The sequence below is a fragment of the Ornithinibacillus xuwenensis genome (assembly GCF_039614845.1).
Taxonomy (GTDB): domain Bacteria; phylum Bacillota; class Bacilli; order Bacillales; family Amphibacillaceae; genus Ornithinibacillus; species Ornithinibacillus xuwenensis.
Genome location: NZ_JBDIML010000006.1, coordinates 1 through 20670 on the forward strand (window position 1 = coordinate 1; position 20670 = coordinate 20670).

22 protein-coding genes and 1 riboswitch are annotated in these 20670 nt (G+C 37.4%); of the genes, 11 read left to right on the top strand and 11 right to left on the bottom strand.

Features of this window, described 5'->3' with window-relative positions:
* The first annotated feature begins 169 nt into the window (after positions 1 to 169).
* Positions 170 to 1234, top strand: coding sequence for an AbrB family transcriptional regulator (locus ABC228_RS15245; RefSeq protein ID WP_345826024.1), 1065 nt, complete (start codon positions 170 to 172; stop codon positions 1232 to 1234).
* Between the two features lie 130 nt (positions 1235 to 1364).
* Here the strand turns inward: ABC228_RS15245 and ABC228_RS15250 are convergent, their stop codons facing one another.
* A complete protein-coding gene (locus tag ABC228_RS15250) occupies positions 1365 to 2156 on the bottom strand; it encodes an SDR family oxidoreductase (RefSeq protein WP_345826025.1) in 792 nt (263 codons plus the stop codon).
* Positions 2157 to 2347: 191 nt separating this feature from the next.
* On the opposite strand from ABC228_RS15250, the gene ABC228_RS15255 reads away from it, so the two are divergent.
* Together ABC228_RS15255 and ABC228_RS15260 are read left to right on the top strand one after the other, a co-directional pair.
* A complete protein-coding gene (locus tag ABC228_RS15255; RefSeq protein WP_345826026.1) occupies positions 2348 to 2956 on the top strand; it encodes a hypothetical protein in 609 nt (202 codons plus the stop codon).
* A gap of 368 nt (positions 2957 to 3324) precedes the next feature.
* A complete protein-coding gene (locus ABC228_RS15260; protein WP_345826027.1) occupies positions 3325 to 3720 on the top strand; it encodes a VOC family protein in 396 nt (131 codons plus the stop codon).
* 182 nt (positions 3721 to 3902) lie between these two features.
* Here the strand turns inward: ABC228_RS15260 and ABC228_RS15265 are convergent, their stop codons facing one another.
* The 3 genes from ABC228_RS15265 to ABC228_RS15275 all read right to left on the bottom strand — a co-directional run bounded on the left by ABC228_RS15265 (position 3903) and on the right by ABC228_RS15275 (position 5928).
* Complete coding sequence (locus tag ABC228_RS15265) at positions 3903 to 4274, bottom strand: VOC family protein (protein ID WP_345826028.1); 372 nt, start codon at positions 4272 to 4274, stop codon at positions 3903 to 3905.
* Positions 4275 to 4400: 126 nt separating this feature from the next.
* Positions 4401 to 4658: a DUF3006 domain-containing protein gene (locus tag ABC228_RS15270; protein WP_345826029.1), complete on the bottom strand. Its 258-nt coding sequence runs from the start codon at positions 4656 to 4658 to the stop codon at positions 4401 to 4403.
* A 19-nt stretch (positions 4659 to 4677) separates the two neighbouring features.
* A complete protein-coding gene (locus ABC228_RS15275; RefSeq protein ID WP_345826030.1) occupies positions 4678 to 5928 on the bottom strand; it encodes an MBL fold metallo-hydrolase in 1251 nt (416 codons plus the stop codon).
* A 263-nt stretch (positions 5929 to 6191) separates the two neighbouring features.
* Here ABC228_RS15275 and ABC228_RS15280 point away from each other — a divergent pair, with 263 nt between their 5' ends.
* The 5 genes from ABC228_RS15280 to ABC228_RS15300 all read left to right on the top strand — a co-directional run bounded on the left by ABC228_RS15280 (position 6192) and on the right by ABC228_RS15300 (position 10646).
* On the top strand, positions 6192 to 6569 hold the full coding sequence (locus tag ABC228_RS15280; protein WP_345826031.1) for a DUF3006 family protein: 378 nt from the start codon (positions 6192 to 6194) through the stop codon (positions 6567 to 6569).
* A gap of 155 nt (positions 6570 to 6724) precedes the next feature.
* Positions 6725 to 7615 (top strand): UTP--glucose-1-phosphate uridylyltransferase GalU, encoded by an 891-nt coding sequence (gene galU, locus ABC228_RS15285; protein ID WP_345826032.1) that lies wholly within the window; start codon positions 6725 to 6727, stop codon positions 7613 to 7615.
* On the top strand, positions 7612 to 8937 hold the full coding sequence (locus ABC228_RS15290) for a UDP-glucose dehydrogenase family protein (RefSeq protein ID WP_345826033.1): 1326 nt from the start codon (positions 7612 to 7614) through the stop codon (positions 8935 to 8937). The genes galU and ABC228_RS15290 overlap by 4 nt, the downstream gene beginning before the upstream one ends.
* Before the next feature lie 110 nt (positions 8938 to 9047).
* Complete coding sequence (locus tag ABC228_RS15295) at positions 9048 to 9644, top strand: CBO0543 family protein (RefSeq protein ID WP_345826034.1); 597 nt, start codon at positions 9048 to 9050, stop codon at positions 9642 to 9644.
* 246 nt (positions 9645 to 9890) lie between these two features.
* On the top strand, positions 9891 to 10646 hold the full coding sequence (locus ABC228_RS15300; protein WP_345826035.1) for an STAS domain-containing protein: 756 nt from the start codon (positions 9891 to 9893) through the stop codon (positions 10644 to 10646).
* A 150-nt stretch (positions 10647 to 10796) separates the two neighbouring features.
* Here the strand turns inward: ABC228_RS15300 and ABC228_RS15305 are convergent, their stop codons facing one another.
* Positions 10797 to 12023: an EAL-associated domain-containing protein gene (locus ABC228_RS15305; protein WP_345826036.1), complete on the bottom strand. Its 1227-nt coding sequence runs from the start codon at positions 12021 to 12023 to the stop codon at positions 10797 to 10799.
* Between the two features lie 270 nt (positions 12024 to 12293).
* Positions 12294 to 13160 (bottom strand): YitT family protein, encoded by an 867-nt coding sequence (locus ABC228_RS15310; protein ID WP_345826037.1) that lies wholly within the window; start codon positions 13158 to 13160, stop codon positions 12294 to 12296.
* 158 nt (positions 13161 to 13318) lie between these two features.
* On the opposite strand from ABC228_RS15310, the gene ABC228_RS15315 reads away from it, so the two are divergent.
* From ABC228_RS15315 to ABC228_RS15325, 3 genes are read left to right on the top strand one after another with little or no spacing between them, the layout of a single operon-like run.
* Positions 13319 to 13801: an NUDIX hydrolase gene (locus ABC228_RS15315; protein ID WP_345826038.1), complete on the top strand. Its 483-nt coding sequence runs from the start codon at positions 13319 to 13321 to the stop codon at positions 13799 to 13801.
* On the top strand, positions 13801 to 14802 hold the full coding sequence (locus ABC228_RS15320; RefSeq protein ID WP_345826039.1) for a phosphotransferase enzyme family protein: 1002 nt from the start codon (positions 13801 to 13803) through the stop codon (positions 14800 to 14802). Before ABC228_RS15315 ends, ABC228_RS15320 begins: the two co-directional genes overlap by 1 nt.
* Positions 14803 to 14813: 11 nt before the next feature.
* Positions 14814 to 15428 carry a hypothetical protein gene (locus ABC228_RS15325; RefSeq protein ID WP_345826040.1) on the top strand — a complete coding sequence of 205 codons (615 nt, stop codon included), beginning with the start codon at positions 14814 to 14816 and terminating at the stop codon, positions 15426 to 15428.
* A gap of 35 nt (positions 15429 to 15463) precedes the next feature.
* Here ABC228_RS15325 and ABC228_RS15330 read toward each other — a convergent pair whose 3' ends face one another.
* From ABC228_RS15330 to corA, 5 genes are all read right to left on the bottom strand, one after another.
* The gene (locus tag ABC228_RS15330) at positions 15464 to 16246 is read right to left on the bottom strand and encodes a hypothetical protein (protein WP_345826041.1); all 783 of its coding nucleotides are present in this window, start codon (positions 16244 to 16246) and stop codon (positions 15464 to 15466) included.
* 256 nt (positions 16247 to 16502) lie between these two features.
* Positions 16503 to 17099, bottom strand: a complete 597-nt coding sequence (locus ABC228_RS15335; RefSeq protein WP_345826043.1) for a queuosine precursor transporter — start codon at positions 17097 to 17099, stop codon at positions 16503 to 16505.
* A 56-nt stretch (positions 17100 to 17155) separates the two neighbouring features.
* Positions 17156 to 17653 carry a preQ(1) synthase gene (gene queF / locus ABC228_RS15340; protein WP_345826044.1) on the bottom strand — a complete coding sequence of 166 codons (498 nt, stop codon included), beginning with the start codon at positions 17651 to 17653 and terminating at the stop codon, positions 17156 to 17158.
* A gap of 74 nt (positions 17654 to 17727) precedes the next feature.
* Positions 17728 to 17774, bottom strand: a riboswitch (PreQ1 riboswitch).
* A gap of 127 nt (positions 17775 to 17901) precedes the next feature.
* Positions 17902 to 19503, bottom strand: coding sequence for an esterase/lipase family protein (locus ABC228_RS15345; RefSeq protein ID WP_345826045.1), 1602 nt, complete (start codon positions 19501 to 19503; stop codon positions 17902 to 17904).
* Positions 19504 to 19626: 123 nt separating this feature from the next.
* Positions 19627 to 20577, bottom strand: a complete 951-nt coding sequence (gene corA / locus ABC228_RS15350; protein ID WP_345826046.1) for a magnesium/cobalt transporter CorA — start codon at positions 20575 to 20577, stop codon at positions 19627 to 19629.
* Positions 20578 to 20670: the final 93 nt, after the last annotated feature.

Sequence of the window (20670 nt, forward strand, 5' to 3'; positions counted from 1 at the left end):
CGTAAATTATTGTGTGGTTACTTTAATTTTATCAAAAGGTGTCCTTTTTGTGTGCAAAAAAAGTGGTATTCACCGGTTTTGGTGAACACCACTTTTTATTTTACTGGGGTTTTGTCCCAGCCTCTTTATATTAGTCTTTTATTTCCTGTCTTAAAGGAGCCTACTTCGTATGAAAAACAATAGAATACTAGAAATCATGGAGTCCAGTTGTATTGCCCTTGTAGGTGGCTATTTGTTCTATATTCTAAATACACCACTCCCTTGGGTCTTAGGCTCTTTAACCTTTGTCATGCTATGGCAGGGATTTACGAAGCGAAAACTCTATATACCAGATTCAATTCGAAACGGTGGCTTTATTGTTTTGGGGATATATTTTGGGATGTATTTTACAAAGGAAACATTCCAAACCGTCCTTCCATTTCTGATTCCCTATATAATCGCTACGGTTCTACTAATTATTGCATGTATACTATTAGGTACTTACGTAACGAAATGGATTCATGTTGATAAGGTAACAAGTGTGTTTTCATGTATACCTGGTGGATTAAGCGAGATGACAATTGCAAGTGAAGCTTTAGGTGCAAAAGCTTCATTGGTCGTTATTTTTCAAACAGTACGATTAATCACAGTCTTATTTACGATCCCCCCTTTCATGACGTATGTATTAGGCGGTGCAAGTAATAATGGATTTAATATTATGGTTGGAAGTACAGTCACTGGAAGCGGATGGAGTTATCTATGGTTCATTATTCCTGTTGTTGCTGCTATTAGCTTACGGGATAAAATCCCTGCTGGCATTATTATCGGTGCTTTAGGCGTTACAGCAATGATGAATGTCAGTCCGATTGAATTAGCTTCAGTACCTACAGAAGTGATGAGTGCTGCGCAGGTTGCAGTCGGAGCGAGCTTAGGTAAAAATATCTTATTCCGAGATTTGAAGTTTGGTGGGAAGTATACCTTCATTTATTTTGGACTATCCGTAACCATCATTACAATTTCCTTTGGACTTGGCTTGCTTTTAGTGCGCTTTACCTCCCTTGATTATGCCACAGCTCTCTTAGGCATATCGCCAGGTGGTTTCTTTGAAATGGTTCTTACAGCGTATAATGTCGGGGGAGACCCGGCTATTGTTAGTGCGCTACAGCTTGTACGTATACTATTAATTGTCTTACTTGTTCCGGTTTCGTTAAAATGGTGGTTTACTAGAAAAGAAAATCGTGTATCGAGCTCGTAAGCTCTTGGAAGGAAAGGGTCTGGATGGAGAGGGTTCCCTCTATTAGTTAAACCAAGGATAGATAAGGTTATGAAATCAATCGCATATGGAGATTAGTAGAAGTCATCCCCATTCGGATGACTTCTACTGGTTATAGTGCCTTTACAAGACCACCATCAATAAGCAGGGTCTGTCCAGTCACATACGTATTCGCACTCGAGCATAGAAATACTACTTGCTTTGCAAACTCCTTTGGTAAACCGTATCGGCCAATTGGAATACTTTGTTCAGTGGTTGTTTTGACATCCTCATAAGATACCCCGAGGCTTTCAGCTCGCATTTGATCTAGTTCTTCTACACGATCAGTTGCGATTCTTCCGGGGCCAATAGTATTGATAAGGATATTATCCTTGGCAAGCTCTTGCGATAGGCTTTTTGCTAACCCAACAACTCCGGCACGAAATGTATTGGAGAGAATAAGATTATCTAGGGTCTGTTTAATCGATGATGAGGTAAAGTTGATGATATGCCCACCTTGCTGCTTCCGCATGTAGGGAAGTACTTCCCGGATTGCTCTGACATAGCTAAGTAAATTCAGTTCAAAAGCTTTCTGCCAAGCATCATCTTCAAAGCTATCAAATCCACCAGCTGGAGGTCCACCTGAATTATTCACTAAGACATCCACTGTTCCGTTTTTATTGACTGCATATTGAGTAAGTTCTTTTATCGCATTGGGATTGGTCACGTCACATGCTTTATAAAAAATATTACTGTTATGCGTACCTTCTTGAATTTCTTTTGTAGTAGCAATTAATTCTTGTTCATTTCGACTAGCAATCACTACACGTGCGCCTTCTGCTGCAAACTGATATGCTGTTGCTTTCCCTAAGCCTTTGCTAGCTGCCAACACAAGAACGGATTTATTTTCAAGTCCAAGATCCATCACAAACCCTCCTGAAAAATGCATTATTATATAAATTATAGCATGGTACCCTATTACAGAAAAAAGCAAAAAAACTATGGTTACCTTAACATCCCATGGATTTTGTCGAATTTTGTGTAATGAGATTGTAATGGAGCATATGATATTTTTAAACTGGTATTATAGATTACAACACAGAAAGGAAGTTTTTAATGATGAAGAAATGGTATTTAGTAGTTTTTGCAATTATTTTTGCTGTATTAGTTGTTGGTTGTTCAGAGGATACAGATTCTAGCGCTGATGATACGAAGTCTGCTGAAACAGGAGAAACAGAAAGTGAAGACACTAACAACTCAGAAGATAGTAATTCTGAGGGAGAAGCAGATAAGTCAAATTCCGAAGAAGAAGATAAGTCTAATTCTAAGGAAGAATCCGATAATGGTGATATAGAAGGAGAAGTTTCGGAGTCTGGTCAAGCGGCCATTGATGTTATCCACGAAAATCTGAAGTATGCTGAAGAAGAAGATATTGATCCATATGTAGATACAATTGCCTCTGCAGCTAGAGAAGCAACGAGAACACAAACTACACAGATCTTTGAATTATATGATATAGACTATGAAATTTTAAATGCTGAAGTAGTTGAAGAGCAGCCCGATAGCATCGTAGTAGAGGTTCAGCAACAATCGATAGCTACATTTGTAGCAGAGGGTTATCAGTTTAATGATAATGTTTCTGTGGCAAGACATACGTTAATAAATGAAGACGGTGAATGGAAAATTTCTGCAACTGAAATCTTAAACGTTGAGAACATTCAATAAGATGTCATAGAAACAGCAATGTGTGTGAATCATCCCCCTTAAGCATGACAAGTTCTTCGAAGAGCTTGTTCGTTAGGGGGATTTTTTATTTGACGTTATTATAAGATTTTAGCGAGGTATACGGAGGACTTTTGTTAGTGATACTAGAAGTATAGTAGCTTTAGTAGTAGGAACAAATATAGGTTATGCTTCCTATTGTTTTTGTCAATCAATAGCGCTAAAATATAAATCAATATGGACATCAACAAAGAGACAAGTGTCTTTTTAATAGAATATAACCTAGTAAGTATAGTTACTCAAACCGAATTAAAGTGAAAGCGGATACATAACAGAAGTTTGAGTTACTACAAAATAAAAAGGAGGAAATTATGGGTAGATTAGTACATTTTGAGATTCATGTAGATGATATGGACCGAGCAAAGAAGTTTTATGGAGAAGTATTTGGATGGACTTTTGAAGACTGGAGTGAATTTGCTGGTATGCCATACTTTGGTGCTGTGACAGGCACGGATGATGAGCTAGGAATTAACGGAGCTTTGATGCAGCGTCAAAGTCCTCCCCCAGAGCCTAACCAAGCTCTAAATGGCTATGCTTGTACAATGGGAGTAGAGGATTACGATACCATTGAAGAAAAAATTCTCCAAAATGGAGGAAAAGTAGCAATGCCAAAGTATGCTCTACCTGGGATGGCATGGCAAGGTTACTATATAGATTCGGAAGGAAATATATTTGGTATCCATCAACCAGATGAAAACGCTAAATAATAGAAGGACCTGTTCATTGATTAAAGAACAGGTCCGTCTGTTTGTTGAGAGAATAAAATGTTCAAAAGGCAAGCAAGGAATCTTATGATTGAAGGGTTACCAATCTTAAAAGTGAAGGAATATTACTTAATTTTCTACTGTAGTTTTTTTATGTTGATAGGTATAGTATTTAGCTGTAACGATTATCGATGTTGATCGACTAGAATAGGATTGCCGTCCGGATCTTCCATAGTAAAGAATGCTGGTCCCTCACTTGATTCATCTGCTTCGGAGAGTATCTTAATTCCGTTCTCCTTCAGCTGTTTTTGTAGTGTCCTTACATCCGTAAAATCCCCAAGATTCTCAGCATTCTCGCTCCACCCAGGATTAAATGTAAGAATGTTTTTTTCAAACATTCCTTGGAATAGCCCGATTACACAGCTATTATTTTTCATAATTAGCCAATTTTGACTTATATCTCCACCCAACTCCTCAAATCCTAGCTTTGAATAGAACTCCTTTGAACGGTGAATGTCCTTAACATTTAAGCTTACAGAAAACGCGCCAAGTTCCATTTTTTTGCACTCCTTTATGAGATGTAATTTATTATTATACTAAAGGAATTAATAGGAATATAAAAGGGAAAGTATACATATTCCGTATATTTCCCCAACAATAGGCTAATATTTTCAGCCGGATACCTATTTCCTAAATTTACTTTCAGTCTGCTTAGCACGTAGCTTTGCCAATAAATCCGATGTGGATTCTTTCATCTTTATTTCTGAATCATGATCAATTCCAATGATTTGATAATGTTCGTTTTGCTTATTTATTTTAAAAATAGTGTTTACCTTACTTCCATCGGGAAGATCTTCTTTTGCTAGTATAAGCTCCTCATTTATAGCTTCTAGTAAAATTACTGCTTGATCACCCTCAAATCGGTCTAATACACCTTTCACGATACATCCCACCAATCATTTAGTTTACGCAAGCAATTCCTTGTGATTGAATATCCGCAATTCTAGCGGGTCCGATACCACTTATTCGTTCTAAATCACTTACAGAATTATAAGGTCTTAAGTCTATTAAGTCTTGTGCACGATCTGGACCAATGTGAATGATTTGTTGAACTGCTTCATAGGAAGCGGTATTAATGTTCACACATCCATCCGTTGCAGTGTCATTTTGGTCTGCTTCGGAAGTAGTAGTACTGCCAGTTGTGTTGGAATCACTTTTTTCACCATGACTACTCGGTGTGATTGTGCCATCAGCCTTGGTTTTAACGGAATAGTCACTGCCATCCGTTGTAACAATTATTGTTCCATGTACATCCGTACCATATAACGTTATTCCCAAGTTTTCCATTAACGAAATAACCTCTGTATGGGGATGACCATAGCTATTGTCTTTTCCGGCACTATAAATCGCTATCTCCGGACTGACTTCGCGGATAAATGACTCATCACTAGAGGTGTTTGAACCATGATGTCCTAATTGGATTATATCGGCATCGATATCAATTCCAAAGTTCAACATTTGTTTTTCGCCGTTTTTATCCGCATCACCGGTAAATAAAAAATCAGTTTCCCCATAGCTGAAAAGAACTGAAATAGACTCCTCGTTTGCTTCTCCAGTTATAGACTTCGGATAAAGGACAGTAAGTTCCATCGGACCAATAGCAAATTCTTCTCCGGTTCGTGGCTCATGGTAGGTTGCGTCACTGTTTAAAATAGCTTCTAAAGCACCCTGAAAGGTTTCCGATGTACTTTCATTTCCGGATAACCATACCTCACTGACTGTAAAGGAATGCATGACATCCTCTAGCTGACCGATATGATCAGCATCCGGATGACTTCCTATTACTAAATCGAGATTGGAAATCCCTTGTGCTCGGAGGTATTCAACGACCTCATTCCCACGCCAATCACCTGTATCAAATAATATTGCATGTTCCCCGTATTGAAGTAAAGTTGCATCTGCTTGTCCGACATCAATGTAGTGAACCGAAAGTTCTGGAAGGCTTTCGGAATGATTATTATCACTTTCCCCTTTATCTCTTTCTTCTGAAGGCGAGTTAGTGGTATTCGCACTAGACTCATTATCACCTGTTTCTTGTTGTGCATTCACTGTATCCGTATTAGAAGGGATACCCCCATTGTTTTCTTCATTTTGACCGCAGGCAACTAGAAGAATAACCAATAAGAGAGGAAGTAGAATTCGTTTATACATGTATTTTCCCCCAAGAATTTGAAGCTATTTTTTATTAATCGTAACAAAATAACTAGTAGAAAGCTATTTGAACTATAGATCAGATTAGAAAAAATCTATCTTACTAAATTTAGGATATTACGAGATAACTAGTGGAAAAGTGATAATATCCCCTAGAAGAAATCGTAATCTTCCTATTATAAGTATACTAGAATTCATTTTTACTAAGATGCGTGTTCGAAGTTTTTTTGCGATACTATAGCAAACTTAAACGGGAGTAGAAGATGAAAGAAAAGAAGTATTTAAAAGTAGTCTTAGTATTGCTATTGCTTGTCGTTACCTGCAATGGGGTGGATACAAGTGCTGCGGCGAAATTATTCCCTCATGATAAGCGGCATGCTTTTTCCGCTTCTCCATTTACCTACCAAACAAAAGGAGTAGTGGATCGAATTGAAGGAAACGATATTGTTATTCTAATGGAAAAGGAACAGAAAGAAGTAACGATATCAAAGGAGGAATTTCCATTGCTGTATTCACAGGGGACTTGGCTAGATTTAGTGATAGTAGAGGGGCATATTGTGGACTTGTCAATTGATTGGGTAATGACAAATAAGAAACGCGACAGAGTAAAGGCGCTACTAGAAGTTATTAGAGCCCGGTAATAATGAAGAAGCAACCATTCATCACCATTTCCTTCAAAACCTATTTTTAAAGTCAAGAATGGAACTTTTACATAGAAATTACACCAACTTCACAGAAAGCTGATGTCGACATGTCATACTGAAAGTAGCTTCTAACCTAGATGGGAGGATTTAGAATGAAAAAAGTGAAAAAAGCGATTATCCCTGCAGCTGGATTAGGTACACGTTTTCTTCCTGCCACCAAGGCAATGCCAAAGGAAATGCTCCCCATTATTGATCGACCAACTATTGATTATATTGTGGAAGAGGCAATTCATTCTGGCATTGAAGACATTATTATCGTAACAGGTAAAGGAAAGCGTGCAATTGAAGACCATTTTGATAAGAACATTGAGCTTGAAGGGAATCTGCATAAACAGGAAAAGCTAGCATTACTCGAAAAAATAAAACCTTCATCAAATGTAGAAATTCATTATATTAGACAAAAAGAGCCTAAAGGACTTGGGCATGCAGTGTGGTGTGCACGAAAGTTTATCGGGGATGAGCCCTTTGCTGTATTGCTTGGAGATGACATTGTTCGTGCAAAGACTCCGGGTGTGAAACAACTAATGGATCAGTATGAGGATGTTAGTTCCTCTATTGTTGGCGTACAGGTTGTATCAAAGGAAGAAACACATCGTTATGGGATTGTTGAACCAGATGCTTGTGACGGTAACCTGTATGGCGTTCGCCAATTTGTTGAGAAGCCAGAGAAAGGAACTGCTCCAAGTAATCTAGCGATTATGGGAAGGTATATTTTGACTCCAAGCATCTTCAAAATCTTAGAAATTCAAGAGCCTGGTGCAGGTGGTGAGATTCAGTTAACAGATGCGATAAACCGGTTGAATGAACTGGAGCGAGTGTATGCTTTTAATATAGAAGGTAAACGGTATGACGTTGGAGAAAAGCTAGGATTTATTCAAACAACAATAGAATTTGCTTTAGAGAATCAAGAGATAGGTGATGAGGTAGCGTTATTTTTAAAGGACATTTTAGCACAGCATCTTTCTCAAGGGGCAATTCGATGAATATCGCTGTAATTGGAACAGGATATGTTGGTTTGGTAACAGGTGTTAGTTTAGCTGAGGTTGGTCATCATGTTACATGTGTGGATGTTGATAACGATAAGATTTCTAGTCTAAGAAAAGGAAATATAACGATATGGGAGCCGGGACTAGAGGAGCTGTTGCAAAAAAATATTACACATGGAAAGCTCTTCTTTACTACAGCGCATGCAATTGCTTGTGAGAATGCACAAATAATCATAATCGCTGTAGGTACACCAGAAAATGAAGATGGTTCAGCAAATCTCCGCTATGTAGAGCAAGCCATAATAGATATTGCCAATACCATCACACATCGTGTAACCATTGTTGTGAAGAGTACGGTTCCAGTCGGGACAGCACATCGAATGTGTACGATATTACAGGAGAACCTTCAGCATGGCGTATCGGTTGAACTTGTGTCAAATCCAGAATTTTTAAGGGAAGGCTCTGCAATAGAAGATGCATTTCGGGGAGACCGAATTGTCATTGGCGCAGATACATTGTCTGCTTTTGATGTGATGGAAGAGGTATATCGTCCTTTTCGCATTCCAATTTATAAGACGGATGTACGAAGTGCAGAGATGATAAAGTATGCCTCTAACGCGTTCCTAGCAACCAAGATTAGTTTTATCAATGAAATCGCAGCGATATGTGAGCAAGTAGGTGCAAATGTTGACTTGGTTGCTGCGGGTATGGGAATGGATAAAAGAATCGGAGATAAATTCTTAAAAGCAGGAATTGGTTTTGGTGGTTCATGCTTTCCAAAGGATACAAAAGCGCTCATACAAATGGCAAGAAATGTTGGCTATGATTTTGAGATTTTGAACCGTGTAGTGGAAGTAAATGAAAGACAAAAGGTCTTGTTAGTGGAGAAATTGTTGGAACGGTTTGGTTCGTTAGAGGGAAAACAGATAGCAGTTCTGGGACTATCATTTAAGCCCAATACGAATGACATTCGGGAAGCAGCTTCGATAACAATTACAGAGAGGTTAATTCGACATGGTGCCAAAGTTATTGGCTATGATCCGATAGCAATTGAGTATGCTAAAAACCGATTGAATGAGCAAATGACCTATGCAAAGGATTTAGAAGCAGCAGTTAGCGGATGTGATGCTGCCTTAATTCTCACGGAGTGGGATGAAATAAAAGAAGTAGATGTAAGGGTTTATCATGTCATGAAGACCCCGATTGTCTTGGATGGGAGGAACTGCTATCCCCCGGAAATAATGGCCCAGCACCATATTGAATATCATTCAATTGGTAGACCAAGTGCAGGTGGTCAGTATATTCAACCTTTATTGTAAAATATTACGTTTCTGAAAACGGGAACTGAAAATAGTATATTTTACTTTGTGAAGTTGTTCTATTGACGTAATAGTCCTCTAATATTGTGGAATAATAGGTAAAAATTGAGGTGAATAGCTGGGAGCTGGTTACAATTACGAAGGAACAACTTTCAACCGAAATCGAGCAATTAGATACTAGTATCATGGATCACATCCTAGAATTCTGGAATCAATATGGTCACTTTGGTACTTGGCAATTCTGGTTTAATGTAATGACCATATTATTGCCACTAGCGGTTACATTTTTCGTTATTGATCGAAAGAAGATCTTTCAGATTGCCTTCTATGGGTATACTTTTCATGCCATGTTGGTCTATTTTGATATATTTTTAACACGTAATAACTTTTGGGACCATCCTTATCACTTAATTCCTTATGTACCAGTTAGTATTCCTGTTGATGGTGTTTTGGTACCCGTTATTTTTATGCTAGCATACCAGTTTTCCTTAAATCATAGTAAGAATTTATATCTAGTCGTTTTCAGTACAGCAATTGGAGCGACGCTGTTAGCATGGGTATGGCATCTACTAGGTTTATTGGTGTTTTCTAACGGAATGAATATATTTCATATTTATCTACTTCAAATTAGTATGGCGCTGATATCCTATTGGTTCACTAAATTTTTCATTAGCTTGAAGAAGGGAAGTCAGGATGAAATGAAATAATCCCCAATGGAAGATAAGAGCACAGTAGAAATTGCTGTGCTTTTCTTGGTGGAAGGGCAATATTTACAGGTTTTATATGAATTTTTAGTATGCATAATATATTTGTATTGGTTATTGTAGAATAAAGGTTTATAGCTGAATATATAAATAACCCAACTAATAACCATATTTTTCCTTCTTTACTTGATTGTCTTTTCGTCGTACACCTATGTTATCCTTATATAAAAGAATAAATGGGGGGAGTCAATGGGTTCTATTGGTAGCCTTTCTAAAATAAAGAATTCCACAAAGATTATTGAAGCAATTGGAGAAAATATTATAGTTGCGGATGAAAATTATAATATTATTTGGATCAACCCGATAGCGGTGGACTTGTTAAATGAAGTTATCTCATTATTTGATTTAAATCATATTGAAGAATTGATTGGAATAAATATGAGTCACTTTCACAAAGATCCAGGTTATCAGATTAATATAATGAAAGAGCTAACTCACAAGTATATATCGCGTATAAATATAAAGGATACATACACAGCAGATATCCATATTAACCCAATAAAGGATGACAGGGCAATTATAGGATATGTTGTAATGCTAATGGACGTAACAACAACCGTACAAGAAGATCGAAAAAAGGAAAAAATTATTTATGCATTATCGTCCCCTATCCTTGATGTCTGGGATGACACATTAGCTATTCCACTATTAGGAATCGTAGATAAAAAACGCATTCAAACCATCTCGGAAAAATTATTGGAACATTGCGATAAAAACGAGCCAGAATATGTCATTATTGATTTTAGTGGAATGACAGAATGGTTTGATGAATTTCTTGTCAGTATACAAGAAATGATCCATATGCTTACGTTAATGGGGATTCAACCTATTTTGGCCGGGATTGGAGCTGAACTGGCGCAAAGATTACCGATCGAGCCTCTTAAAGTTCGTAAATTTACTACAACCAAAGTAGCTATTAAACATATTATCACACAGGAAGAGTAGAGTCGTACGAGCAAAATTATCGGAAATTGGAAAAGGAAGCATCGATTCTAACCCATCTTAAAAAGTTTGAAATGAGTTCAACCCTTTGGGATAAAGGTAAGTCAATCGAGCTTCCTTTTTTAATTGCAATACAACTCTTAAAGTCTAGCTTTAGAGTAATCCTTCCTGCTCATACAAATAGGTATATGGAATATCTAAATAAATATAAAGCTTATCGGAGAGTGGGTAAGCGTACGTACGAATTTGTTCGTTCTTTACAATGTCTGTATACATATCGGAAAGGATCCCTTTCTTCTCGATATTCATCCGAACAATATTTTCAAAGAAATAAGGTCGCCAGCTCCAGTTTTTCTGCTTTCCTTCTTGAAGAAGTTCCCATTCACCTTCCTTATTTTTTTCCGCGTTTGAAGAAAGCTGAATACCCTCCTCATTTGTAATATAAACCCGGAATACAAATTCATCGCATAATTGTCCAATCGTAGATACGATGGAATCATAGTCTTCATCCAAATTAATGGTAGAAAGTGATTTTTTAAATAGGTGATTAATTTGTGTCGTGAAGGTAAGCTGTGCTTCCATTCTCTTGCGTTCAAAATTAACAAATTGCTGAAAGTCACGGTTCATTCGATTCTGACATATCGTTGACTCTACCAAAGTAGGGCTTTCGTTCTTTAAATATGCTCCTTGATAATAACGAACACCATTTCGCCATGCATAGTTTAACTGATTGTAGGAGCTAATTTCTTTAAATAATAGAGTTGCTCCAATTTTACGAGAAAGCATGGTTAATGCATGATGGACGTCACGGTACAAGTGAGGTAACTCGTTTTCCTTAAGAAACCCCGCGTTTACGATAACAATATTCGGTTTAAGCAATACTAAATGATCAAGATTGCCATTACGTTGCCCGACATCATTTAAGGCAATCTGTATCCCAAGTGCATGCATATATTTTATTAGCGAGCTTATTGCTTCCATTTCTTCTGTTATTTCTTCTTCCTTTAACTGAATAACCATTTTATTTAGGGCGATACCTTTATCGGCATAAGCTTGTAAAATAGCAAGTAAGCTTTCACCATTATCGTTATATAGAAGCTTTACCTGATAATTGAAAAATAACATTGGTTTTTCCTCCAATGTTAACCATTGATCCAATACATTTTGTTGAATATATTGATTGAGCTCTAACTGAAATTCTTCTGGAATCGAGGAATCTGAGAAGAACCAGCTTAGCTCTTGGTCTTCATTTGAATCCGTGTCGTGAAAATAAGGAATGACCTCATAGCCAATTACGAGCTGAGAATCAGCACTAAATATAGGTTTATAGTATGGAATTACTTGCTCGAGAGTGAGCAATACCTTTAATGGATCCAACATTCTCGTCCACCTCCATGCAATAAATATAAAATAGTTGAATGCTAGTATAGCCAATAACAATGTAATATTTACACTAGATTTGTAAATTAGGGGCTTCATTTCCATATTTCACCTATTATAGCATAATAAGTGTATAATACATGCTGTTGAGGCATGAGATACTCGATAAAATATTCGACATAGTGAGAGGAAATTTTATGTGGATACGTTTCTATAAAAAAAGAATTGCTGCAAATAAGTGCAACAATTCTTTTTTGAATAATTTAATTGTTAATGAATGGCTGATTTGAATTTTCCACCATGAACCTCTTGGGCATCCATAATCGTGATGAATGCCTTTGGATCAGTATCATGAACAATGGATTTTAATTTGGCAATTTCGAGTCGAGTTAGCACCACAAATATAATATCCTTGTCGTGATCCATAAATCCACCTTGTCCGTGAAGCTTGGTAATCATTCGGCCAAGACGCTGTGTAACTGCATCGCCAACTTCTTCGTATTCATTCGATACAATGAGTGCTGCTTTTGTATCTCCTGAGAAGCCTTGTCCGACAATGTCAATTGCCTTTGAGGCAATAAAATACGTAATGATGGAATACATTGCTTGCTCCCAGCCAAGTACAAAGCCTGCCCACCCGAAGATAAATACATTGAAAAACATGACAAATTCACCAACAGAGAATGGAAGCTTTTTGGAAAGTAGGATGCCAAGAATTTCCGTTCCATCAAGAGCCCCTCCATTACGAATTACAATACCTACGCCAACACCTAATATCAAACCACCAAAAACGGTTGCTAATAGTTCATCATCTGTAACTGGCAGGAAGTGATGTAGAGAAGGTTCGATTAGTGCAAGCGCAATTATACTAAAAAGCGAGGATACAAAGAAGCTTTTTCCAATGTGTCGATAGCCAGAAATTAGAAATGGAATGTTGAAAAGAAAGATTAGAAATCCAAAGCTAAGGCTTGTCAGATGATTTACTAGTAGTGATATACCAATGATTCCACCGTCAATGATATTATTTGGTACTAAAAACAATTCGATCGAAATTGCAGCTAGCGTTGCTCCGATTAGCATCATGATATGGCGGAAAATTAAGTGGGCTTTTCGTTCTCTTTTATGTTGTTTTCCCATATAAGTTTCCCCTTCTATTTTAATTTAGACTCTTTCTTCATTATACGCTAAAATTCCTCGTTCATGTTGTTTTGTGTACAAGCATATTCTTTTGAACATTTGACTATTGTGAAAAATATGCAAAAATAAAAGAAGTTATTGTAGAAGGGGGAAGACAAGTGGATATATCGGTGCAGCTTGGAGAGGGGATTTTTAATTTTCGTGTTGGCGTAATCCTAATGAATCAAGAGAGGGTGCTATTACATCGAGGAGAAAATGATGATTTTTGGGCACTGCCTGGAGGACGTGTAACCATGTTTGAGAGTACTGTAGAAACGGCAGTTCGTGAAATAAAAGAGGAGATTGGAGTGGACGTTACAGTAAATCGATTACTGTGGCATACGGAGAACTTTTTTACATTCGATGAGAAGGCTTTTCATGAAATTGCGAATTATTATAAAGTAGATATCTTAAATCCGGAGTCCATCAATCTTGGACATGAGCCGTTCAAGGGAATCGAACAAGGTAGTGACTTAATATACCAATGGTTTCCGATAACTAGTTTGAGTACTATAAATTTGTATCCAGTATTTTTGCGAAATGAATTAGCTAGATTACCAGAGCATCCAAGGTTCTTAACCATCACACAGGAGAACCTGTGATGATGGATTTTTCCTATATCGATACTGTCTGTAGCGATTTTCATAAAGGGACGGTGGAGTCCTTCAGCTTATTACGGGAGATTGAAGAGAATACGATAATAACTGTTATCATCCAAAAGGAAAAGTATATTTTAAAGTTCTATCATGATAGGTATACTACTGCGAATGGGTTGCAAAAACAAGGAGAATTAAGTCTATATCTTAAAGCGAGTGGATTACCCTTTGCAGCTCGTTTCCCAACAAAAGATGGGAAATACTATGGTGAAACTCTCTACGAAGGGAAGAAATCGTTTGTTACCCTAGAAGAATATATGGATGGAGATCCCATTTCAGCTGTTACATTAGAAGATACATATGAGATTGGTAGATTATTAGGGATCCAGCATAAAGCATGTGAAGAAAGTGGAATTGATTTTGGACATGGGACATCATGGAGCATGTTTGGTGGAAATGAAACGAATCAGTTTGGAGATTATGATGAAAATGAGCTTTGTTTTCGGGAACTAATGGAAGCATTAGCAGGAGCACAATATACTCATAAGCTATTATCAGCGATTACGCAACAATATCAACTGTTACGTGAGGAAATAGCTTCTATTTGGCATGAGCTTCCGAAGGGGCCTGTTCAAGGTGATTTTTGTCCATATAATATGGCTAAGAGAAATGGAAGAATTACTGGGATTTTTGATTATAACTTAGCAGGTGATGAAGTACTGATAAACGAATGCTGTGGAGTGGCCGTATATCTAGCCTTTTCACACGAAAAAGTAGCTGGAAACGAACAGAGTCATTTACGTGTCTTTTTGGAAGCATATAGGCAGGAAAGAAACATATCAGTTCTTGAAGAGAAGATGATATCACCTTTGATAAGAGTTATTCGTCCTTTTCGGTATGATCGTGTTGAAAGCATTGTAAGATTAATTGAAGAGGGAAAGGAAGCAGCGGTATTACAGCATTTAGATGAGACTTTGAAAATGATGAATCACCATTATACATTGTAGGAGGTAAGCGGATGGAAGTCTGGTATGCCAGTTATGGGTCTAATTTACTTGAAGAGCGATTTTTAGCATATATTTATGGAAGAACGGCTACTGGTTCTGAACAGCCAGAAGCAGGATGTAAGGAAAAGAAGCCGCCAAAATCAAGTGAATTAATTGATATCAATTATCCACTGTATTTTGCCAAAGAGAGAAGTAAGTGGGGAGCAGGTGGGGTTGCTTTCATTGGTACCGAACGGTCTACATTAGAAACCACTATCGGTCGGATGTACTTAATATCAGAGGGTCAATTTATAGATGTTGTTGCACAAGAGAATAATAGACATGCTATTTCACTAGAATTGGAGTCAATCATAGCTAACGGGTATGCTGATTTAGGATTAGGCTGGTATGATAGAATTGTGTATTTGGGAGATAAGAACGGCGCTCCAATTTTCACGTTCACAAGTAGTACTCCTTTAAGTCGAGTACAATTCACCATGCCTTCTGCTGCATATCTTTCGACTATTGCCAAGGGATTGATGGAGTCAGGTTTAAGCTTGGAAGAAATTATAGAATACTTTCATGATAAAAATGGGATTTCTGGTAATTTGAATGAGAAAGAATTGCAAAAATATATAGAAGGATGATCGAAATCATGGACGATTTCAATCATCCTTTTTCATTACAACTTTACATTTATCTTAGAATTTTTCTCTCCGTTATAATAGAATATCCCTTCCAGTATAGCAGTGTCTGGAAAATCTAGGTTTTCCCAATAATATTTAAGAGCCTCGTCTTTATCTACTACTCGATTTAAGTTTGGAAGGGCAAGAATAGAGGATACGCTTAGATGATAGCCTGCGTCGAGAAATTTTAAAAAGATCCGAAGCTTCTCCAAGGTTAATCGATTTTTCTCCTGGAATACAGCACGGTAAAGGAGTGTCTTGTAGCCACGTAGTCTTGGTGTTCTACAAATCTCATTAACGATACGCTGGCGGTTGTGTTGGATAGCTAGCTCCTTATATTTATCAGGAACTGCATCATCTATTTTATACTTTAAAATCTCTTCTTTTGTACAACCAGTCTTCGCACTAATGTACTTCACATTATGATTGGTTTCCTGTAGTAGCAGGGAAATGTATTCATGTTTGATTTTGTAATAAGCCTTTTCCAAATAACAAGACTGTAGCATTTTCAACGTCCAATCAAGCTTTTTGATATTGTGCTTATCGGTTATGTACACAGGAATTATTTGATCAGATCGGACAGCTTTAATAGTGCTGTATGCTTCCATCCCTTTATATAAAAAGAGCTCTCCATTTTTACCTCGAAAAACATGTAGAAGAGGGCGATGTGATTGCTTTAAAATTCGATATTTAATCACTGCGGTTCTTCCAGTTGGAAGATAGGTATGACGGGCATTAATTTCATGAAACGGAACCCATTCAATTTTAATAAACTCCACATTCCTCAGTCCCTTTCTAAATGGTTTGTATAGGGTATGAGGCGATTGAATTGTCCTATGCATTTGTTATGTTTTTGTAACGAAGATTGGTCTTGAGGAGCTTTAGCTTTTGTGAGTGAAACTTCAGCCTTTGGCAGCAATGCTTCAGCTTCCACCAGCAGACCTTCAGCCCTCCCCCACCAATCTCCCAACAAAAAAAGCCCGGTAAGTACACCCGAGACACAAGCTCTCGTGATGTACTTCACAGGCATCTTGTTTACTTTTTAGAAAATTTAACGAGTAAATAGACGATTGGTGTATCAATGATTGCGATGATAAATTTGAAAACATATTGTGTAAGAATCATTCCGATTAATACGCTTGTTGGCATAATTCCCCAGAATGCAACGGAAATAAAAATGGTAGTATCAATGAGCTGACTAGTCATGGTTGATACATTATTACGTAGCCAAAGCTTTTTCTCACCATGTTTCTCTTTTAGTTTATGAAATAAGCTCACATCTAAATGTTGACTAGCGATGTAGGCGAATAGGCTTGCTAGAATAACGCGGAAACTTCCACCTAGAATTTGCTCGAATTCCACCTGGGATGCAAAGGTTGGGGCTGCTGGCAGTTTAATCGCAATATAAATGAAAATAAGTGCAACAACCTGTGTAATAAACCCAGCGTGTACCGTTTTTCTTGCTGTTTCTTTGCCATATACTTCACCAATTACATCGGTTATTAGATAGGTTACAACATAAACAATTGCTGCGGCAGGCAGCATAAATTCGCCAATACTAAATACTTTTACCCCTAGAATATTAGAGATTAATAGGAGTCCAACAAATAATGCATTTAAATAAATTAACAAGATTATCATGTCCTTTCCAATTGAGAAAAGGAACGCAGCTTACCCTCTGTCAGTGTTTAGCGATTATCAATCTTTTCTGGATACATATCATGATTCATCATACGATGGTCTGCCATCGCTTCATATTTTGTACCAGGTTTTCCATAATTGCAGTATGGGTCAATCGAGATACCACCACGTGGTGTGAATTTACCCCAAACCTCAATATAACGGGGATCCATTAGATTGATAAGATCATTCATAATAATGTTCATGCTATCTTCATGGAAATCACCATGGTTTCGAAAGCTAAAGAGATATAGCTTTAACGATTTACTTTCTACCATTTTCACATCTGGTATATAGCTTATATACACCGTTCCGAAATCAGGTTGACCAGTTTTCGGGCAAAGCGTGGTAAATTCAGGACAATTGAATTTAACAAAGTAGTCACGATTCGGATGTGTATTATCAAATGTTTCTAAAACTTCAGGTGTATAGTCAAAGGCATATGTGGTTCCTTGGCTACCTAATAGTGTTAGATCCGTTAAATCTTCGTCACGTCTTCCTGCCATATTATTACCTCCTTGTACCATTGAAAAAATTAAAAAAGCCATGCCCCTACGGACATGGCTTGAAATCGCGTCATCTGTCCTTAGTTTTTTATAGAGGGTTTAAGCTAAGAACCTCTTCCTGTGTATGAATAACGAATTTATCCATTTCACTCGACTAATTATATAGAGTAAGTAGTAGATTGTCAATGCTAGCTACTATACATTGAATCTCTTACTATTAAACTCTTTTCACTGTTAAAAACAATAATTTAGTTATCGTCCACAAATACAGAATCTACAATCGTTCGTTTAAATGGCTTGCCATTTTGGGTTAAACCTTCGATATCAATTGTAATATTATAGACTTGATTTTTTTCCATTAATGGTAATGTCTTTGATAGGTTTTCCGTACCACTGATGGTAATGGTTTTAGAGTTTTCTGGATTACTAGATTGCGTGATTTGGTAGGTTGCTTTTAATGTTTTTTCCTGTACTTCAGCTGTATTCGCATGAAGGTGATAGGTGAGCTGTTCGGTATTTGGTGAAGTGGATTTTTCGCTAAAGTTTATTTTTCCAGGTGCCTGATAAGTGGTTACTAATAGGTACGCATCGTCGGCTTTCGTTGTCAGTTCTAACTTCCATTCTCCAGCTTCAGGGTTAGTTAAATGGATAACATTACTGATTGCTCCTATGAAAATTCCTTCTTCTATTTTGGTTGATTGTAATGCTGGTCTTTCGATATCGCCTGATGGAGAGATAAGTCTCACATCCGATAAAGAATCAGTTGTCATAAGGTTTAGTGATAGGTCTTTCACGTTATCTTCAACGGTGATGGCTATTTGGTTTTCCTTTGCAGCACTTAATGGTCCACCTTCAATCCATTGATTAAAAGCAGGAGAGTTTTTTTCTACGGAATCATTTGTTGTGAGGATACTAGCGCTACTTAACGTACTGTCGGATAGGTAATCATCAAAAACAGGGAAGGTCTCACCAGTTCGGACTGTTGTATGGTTCCAATCCCCGATTGAAATTAGCTGGCCACCAGGTAGTCTGCTGCTCGTTGCGGTAACAACGCCGTCATTTGACCCGTACTGGGATAAATAAACACCTCCATACCAGGTGGAAGAGAAGGCAGATCCCCAATCGGTTCCTCCTATGGTGTAGTAATCATTGTAATAGGCTCTAGATTGACCGTCTATTTGTGTGCGAAAATCATCCATAAATCCTGTTTGCATTGCATATGTTCCATCTCCTGTTGCCCCTAATAAATCAGCAAGCCATCCTGCTCCCGAACTGTATGCGAGATCAGCAAGCTGTGAGCCATGATGTGGACTAGAAAGTGTAATGACATTGTCTACATATTGCCAGGCACCATAATAGGTGAGGGCTGTTTGTGTATCGACTCCGCCCTTACTATACGCAATAACGGTGATTGGTTTTCCGCCAAAATGATTGGAAATCTCCGCTATTTTATCTGCAAGTAAGGCACCATTATCCCACATATCCGCAGAAGCTCCTCCTGCATCATGTAATTGTACAAATGCAGTCTGATACCCTGCATCTACAGCAGTTTGATACATGTTATTATCATCCCAGAATACTTGTGCAATATTATTTAATCCAGGAACGAACAGTAGAATAGGGGCATTTGGATCTAAATTTGAAGGTGTTGTACCAATATACCATTCACCAGGGGTTTCCGTATTTCCGTTACTTGCTTTACCTGTGATTGTATGTAGTGGTTCGGATGGTTTAATTGGAATAGGATCTGGGATATTTTGCGGGGATACATTTTTGGAAGCAGAAATAGGAATGGATAGAATAAGAACAAGAAACCCAATCAGCAATAATACCGACAAACGTTTAAGCATGATTTTCCTCCTCGAATTTTATTCCTTCTGATTGTATTCTTGTGTAAGGGGATTCATGAAGAAATGAGGTTGGGAAAGTTAAAAAGTCAGGCAACACGAAAAAATAGGTGCCTGACATGCTATTTAACGAAACCATCCCTTCTTTTTAAACCAGAGAATCATTAGGGTACTAATAAACACCATGACTGCGATGATAAGAAAGTAACCGTAATGCCAGTTAAGTTCTGGCATGTTCGCAAAATTCATTCCATATATTCCGGCTATAAAGGTTAGCGGTGCAAAGATGGAGGTGATGACGGTTAATATTTGAATAACTTTGTTTTGTTGATAAGAATTTAATGAAATAAAATTATCACGAATATCATTCGCAATATCTCGATTTGAATTAACCATTTCTGCAAGCTTTAGCAAGTGATCATATATATCTGTAAAATATTCTTTCCTCTCCTCGATGCCGTCTAGATGGTGGGAATTAAGTATTCGATAAAGTAGATCTCGTATCGGATGAATCGCATGCCTGAGTTTCAGTAGCTGATGCCGTAATTCGAAGAGCGTATCCAAGAGAATATTCATGGATACCTGGCGAGGATTTTGCTCAACCTCATTGATTTTGTCCTCTAGTTCGTAAATGATTGGAAAAAAGTTATCGACTACTTTATCAAATATCTCATAAAAAATACGATATTCATCCCAATCATCAAGCTTTTCTAGCTTAATAAATGTATTCCAAACCTGGTTGACTTCATTTAAATTATGCTTGTGAAATGTGACAATATAGTTCTCACCAATAAAGAAATTGATTTCAAATTGATCAAAGTCTTTTGGCCCTAGTGTATGCGTCACAACTAAGGCATAGTCATCATAATAATCCATTTTAGGACGTTGTTGGCCATGGATACAATCTTCAATTGCTAGCTGGTGAAAATGAAGAACGGTATCTAATTTATTGATTTCTTCCTCTGTTGGATTGTTAAAATCTATCCACCACCAAAGGTATTGATCGAAATTTACATCATCAATACTTAGATTCGTAATTCTTTTTTTATGTTCAGTAATTGCGATAACTTGAATCAACAGTTTTACCCCTTTAGTAAAAGACTTCTCACTTTCTTAGCTTGGGCTGTAATGGGTAAAAATATGTTTATCGTGGAAATGCTAGATTGGACT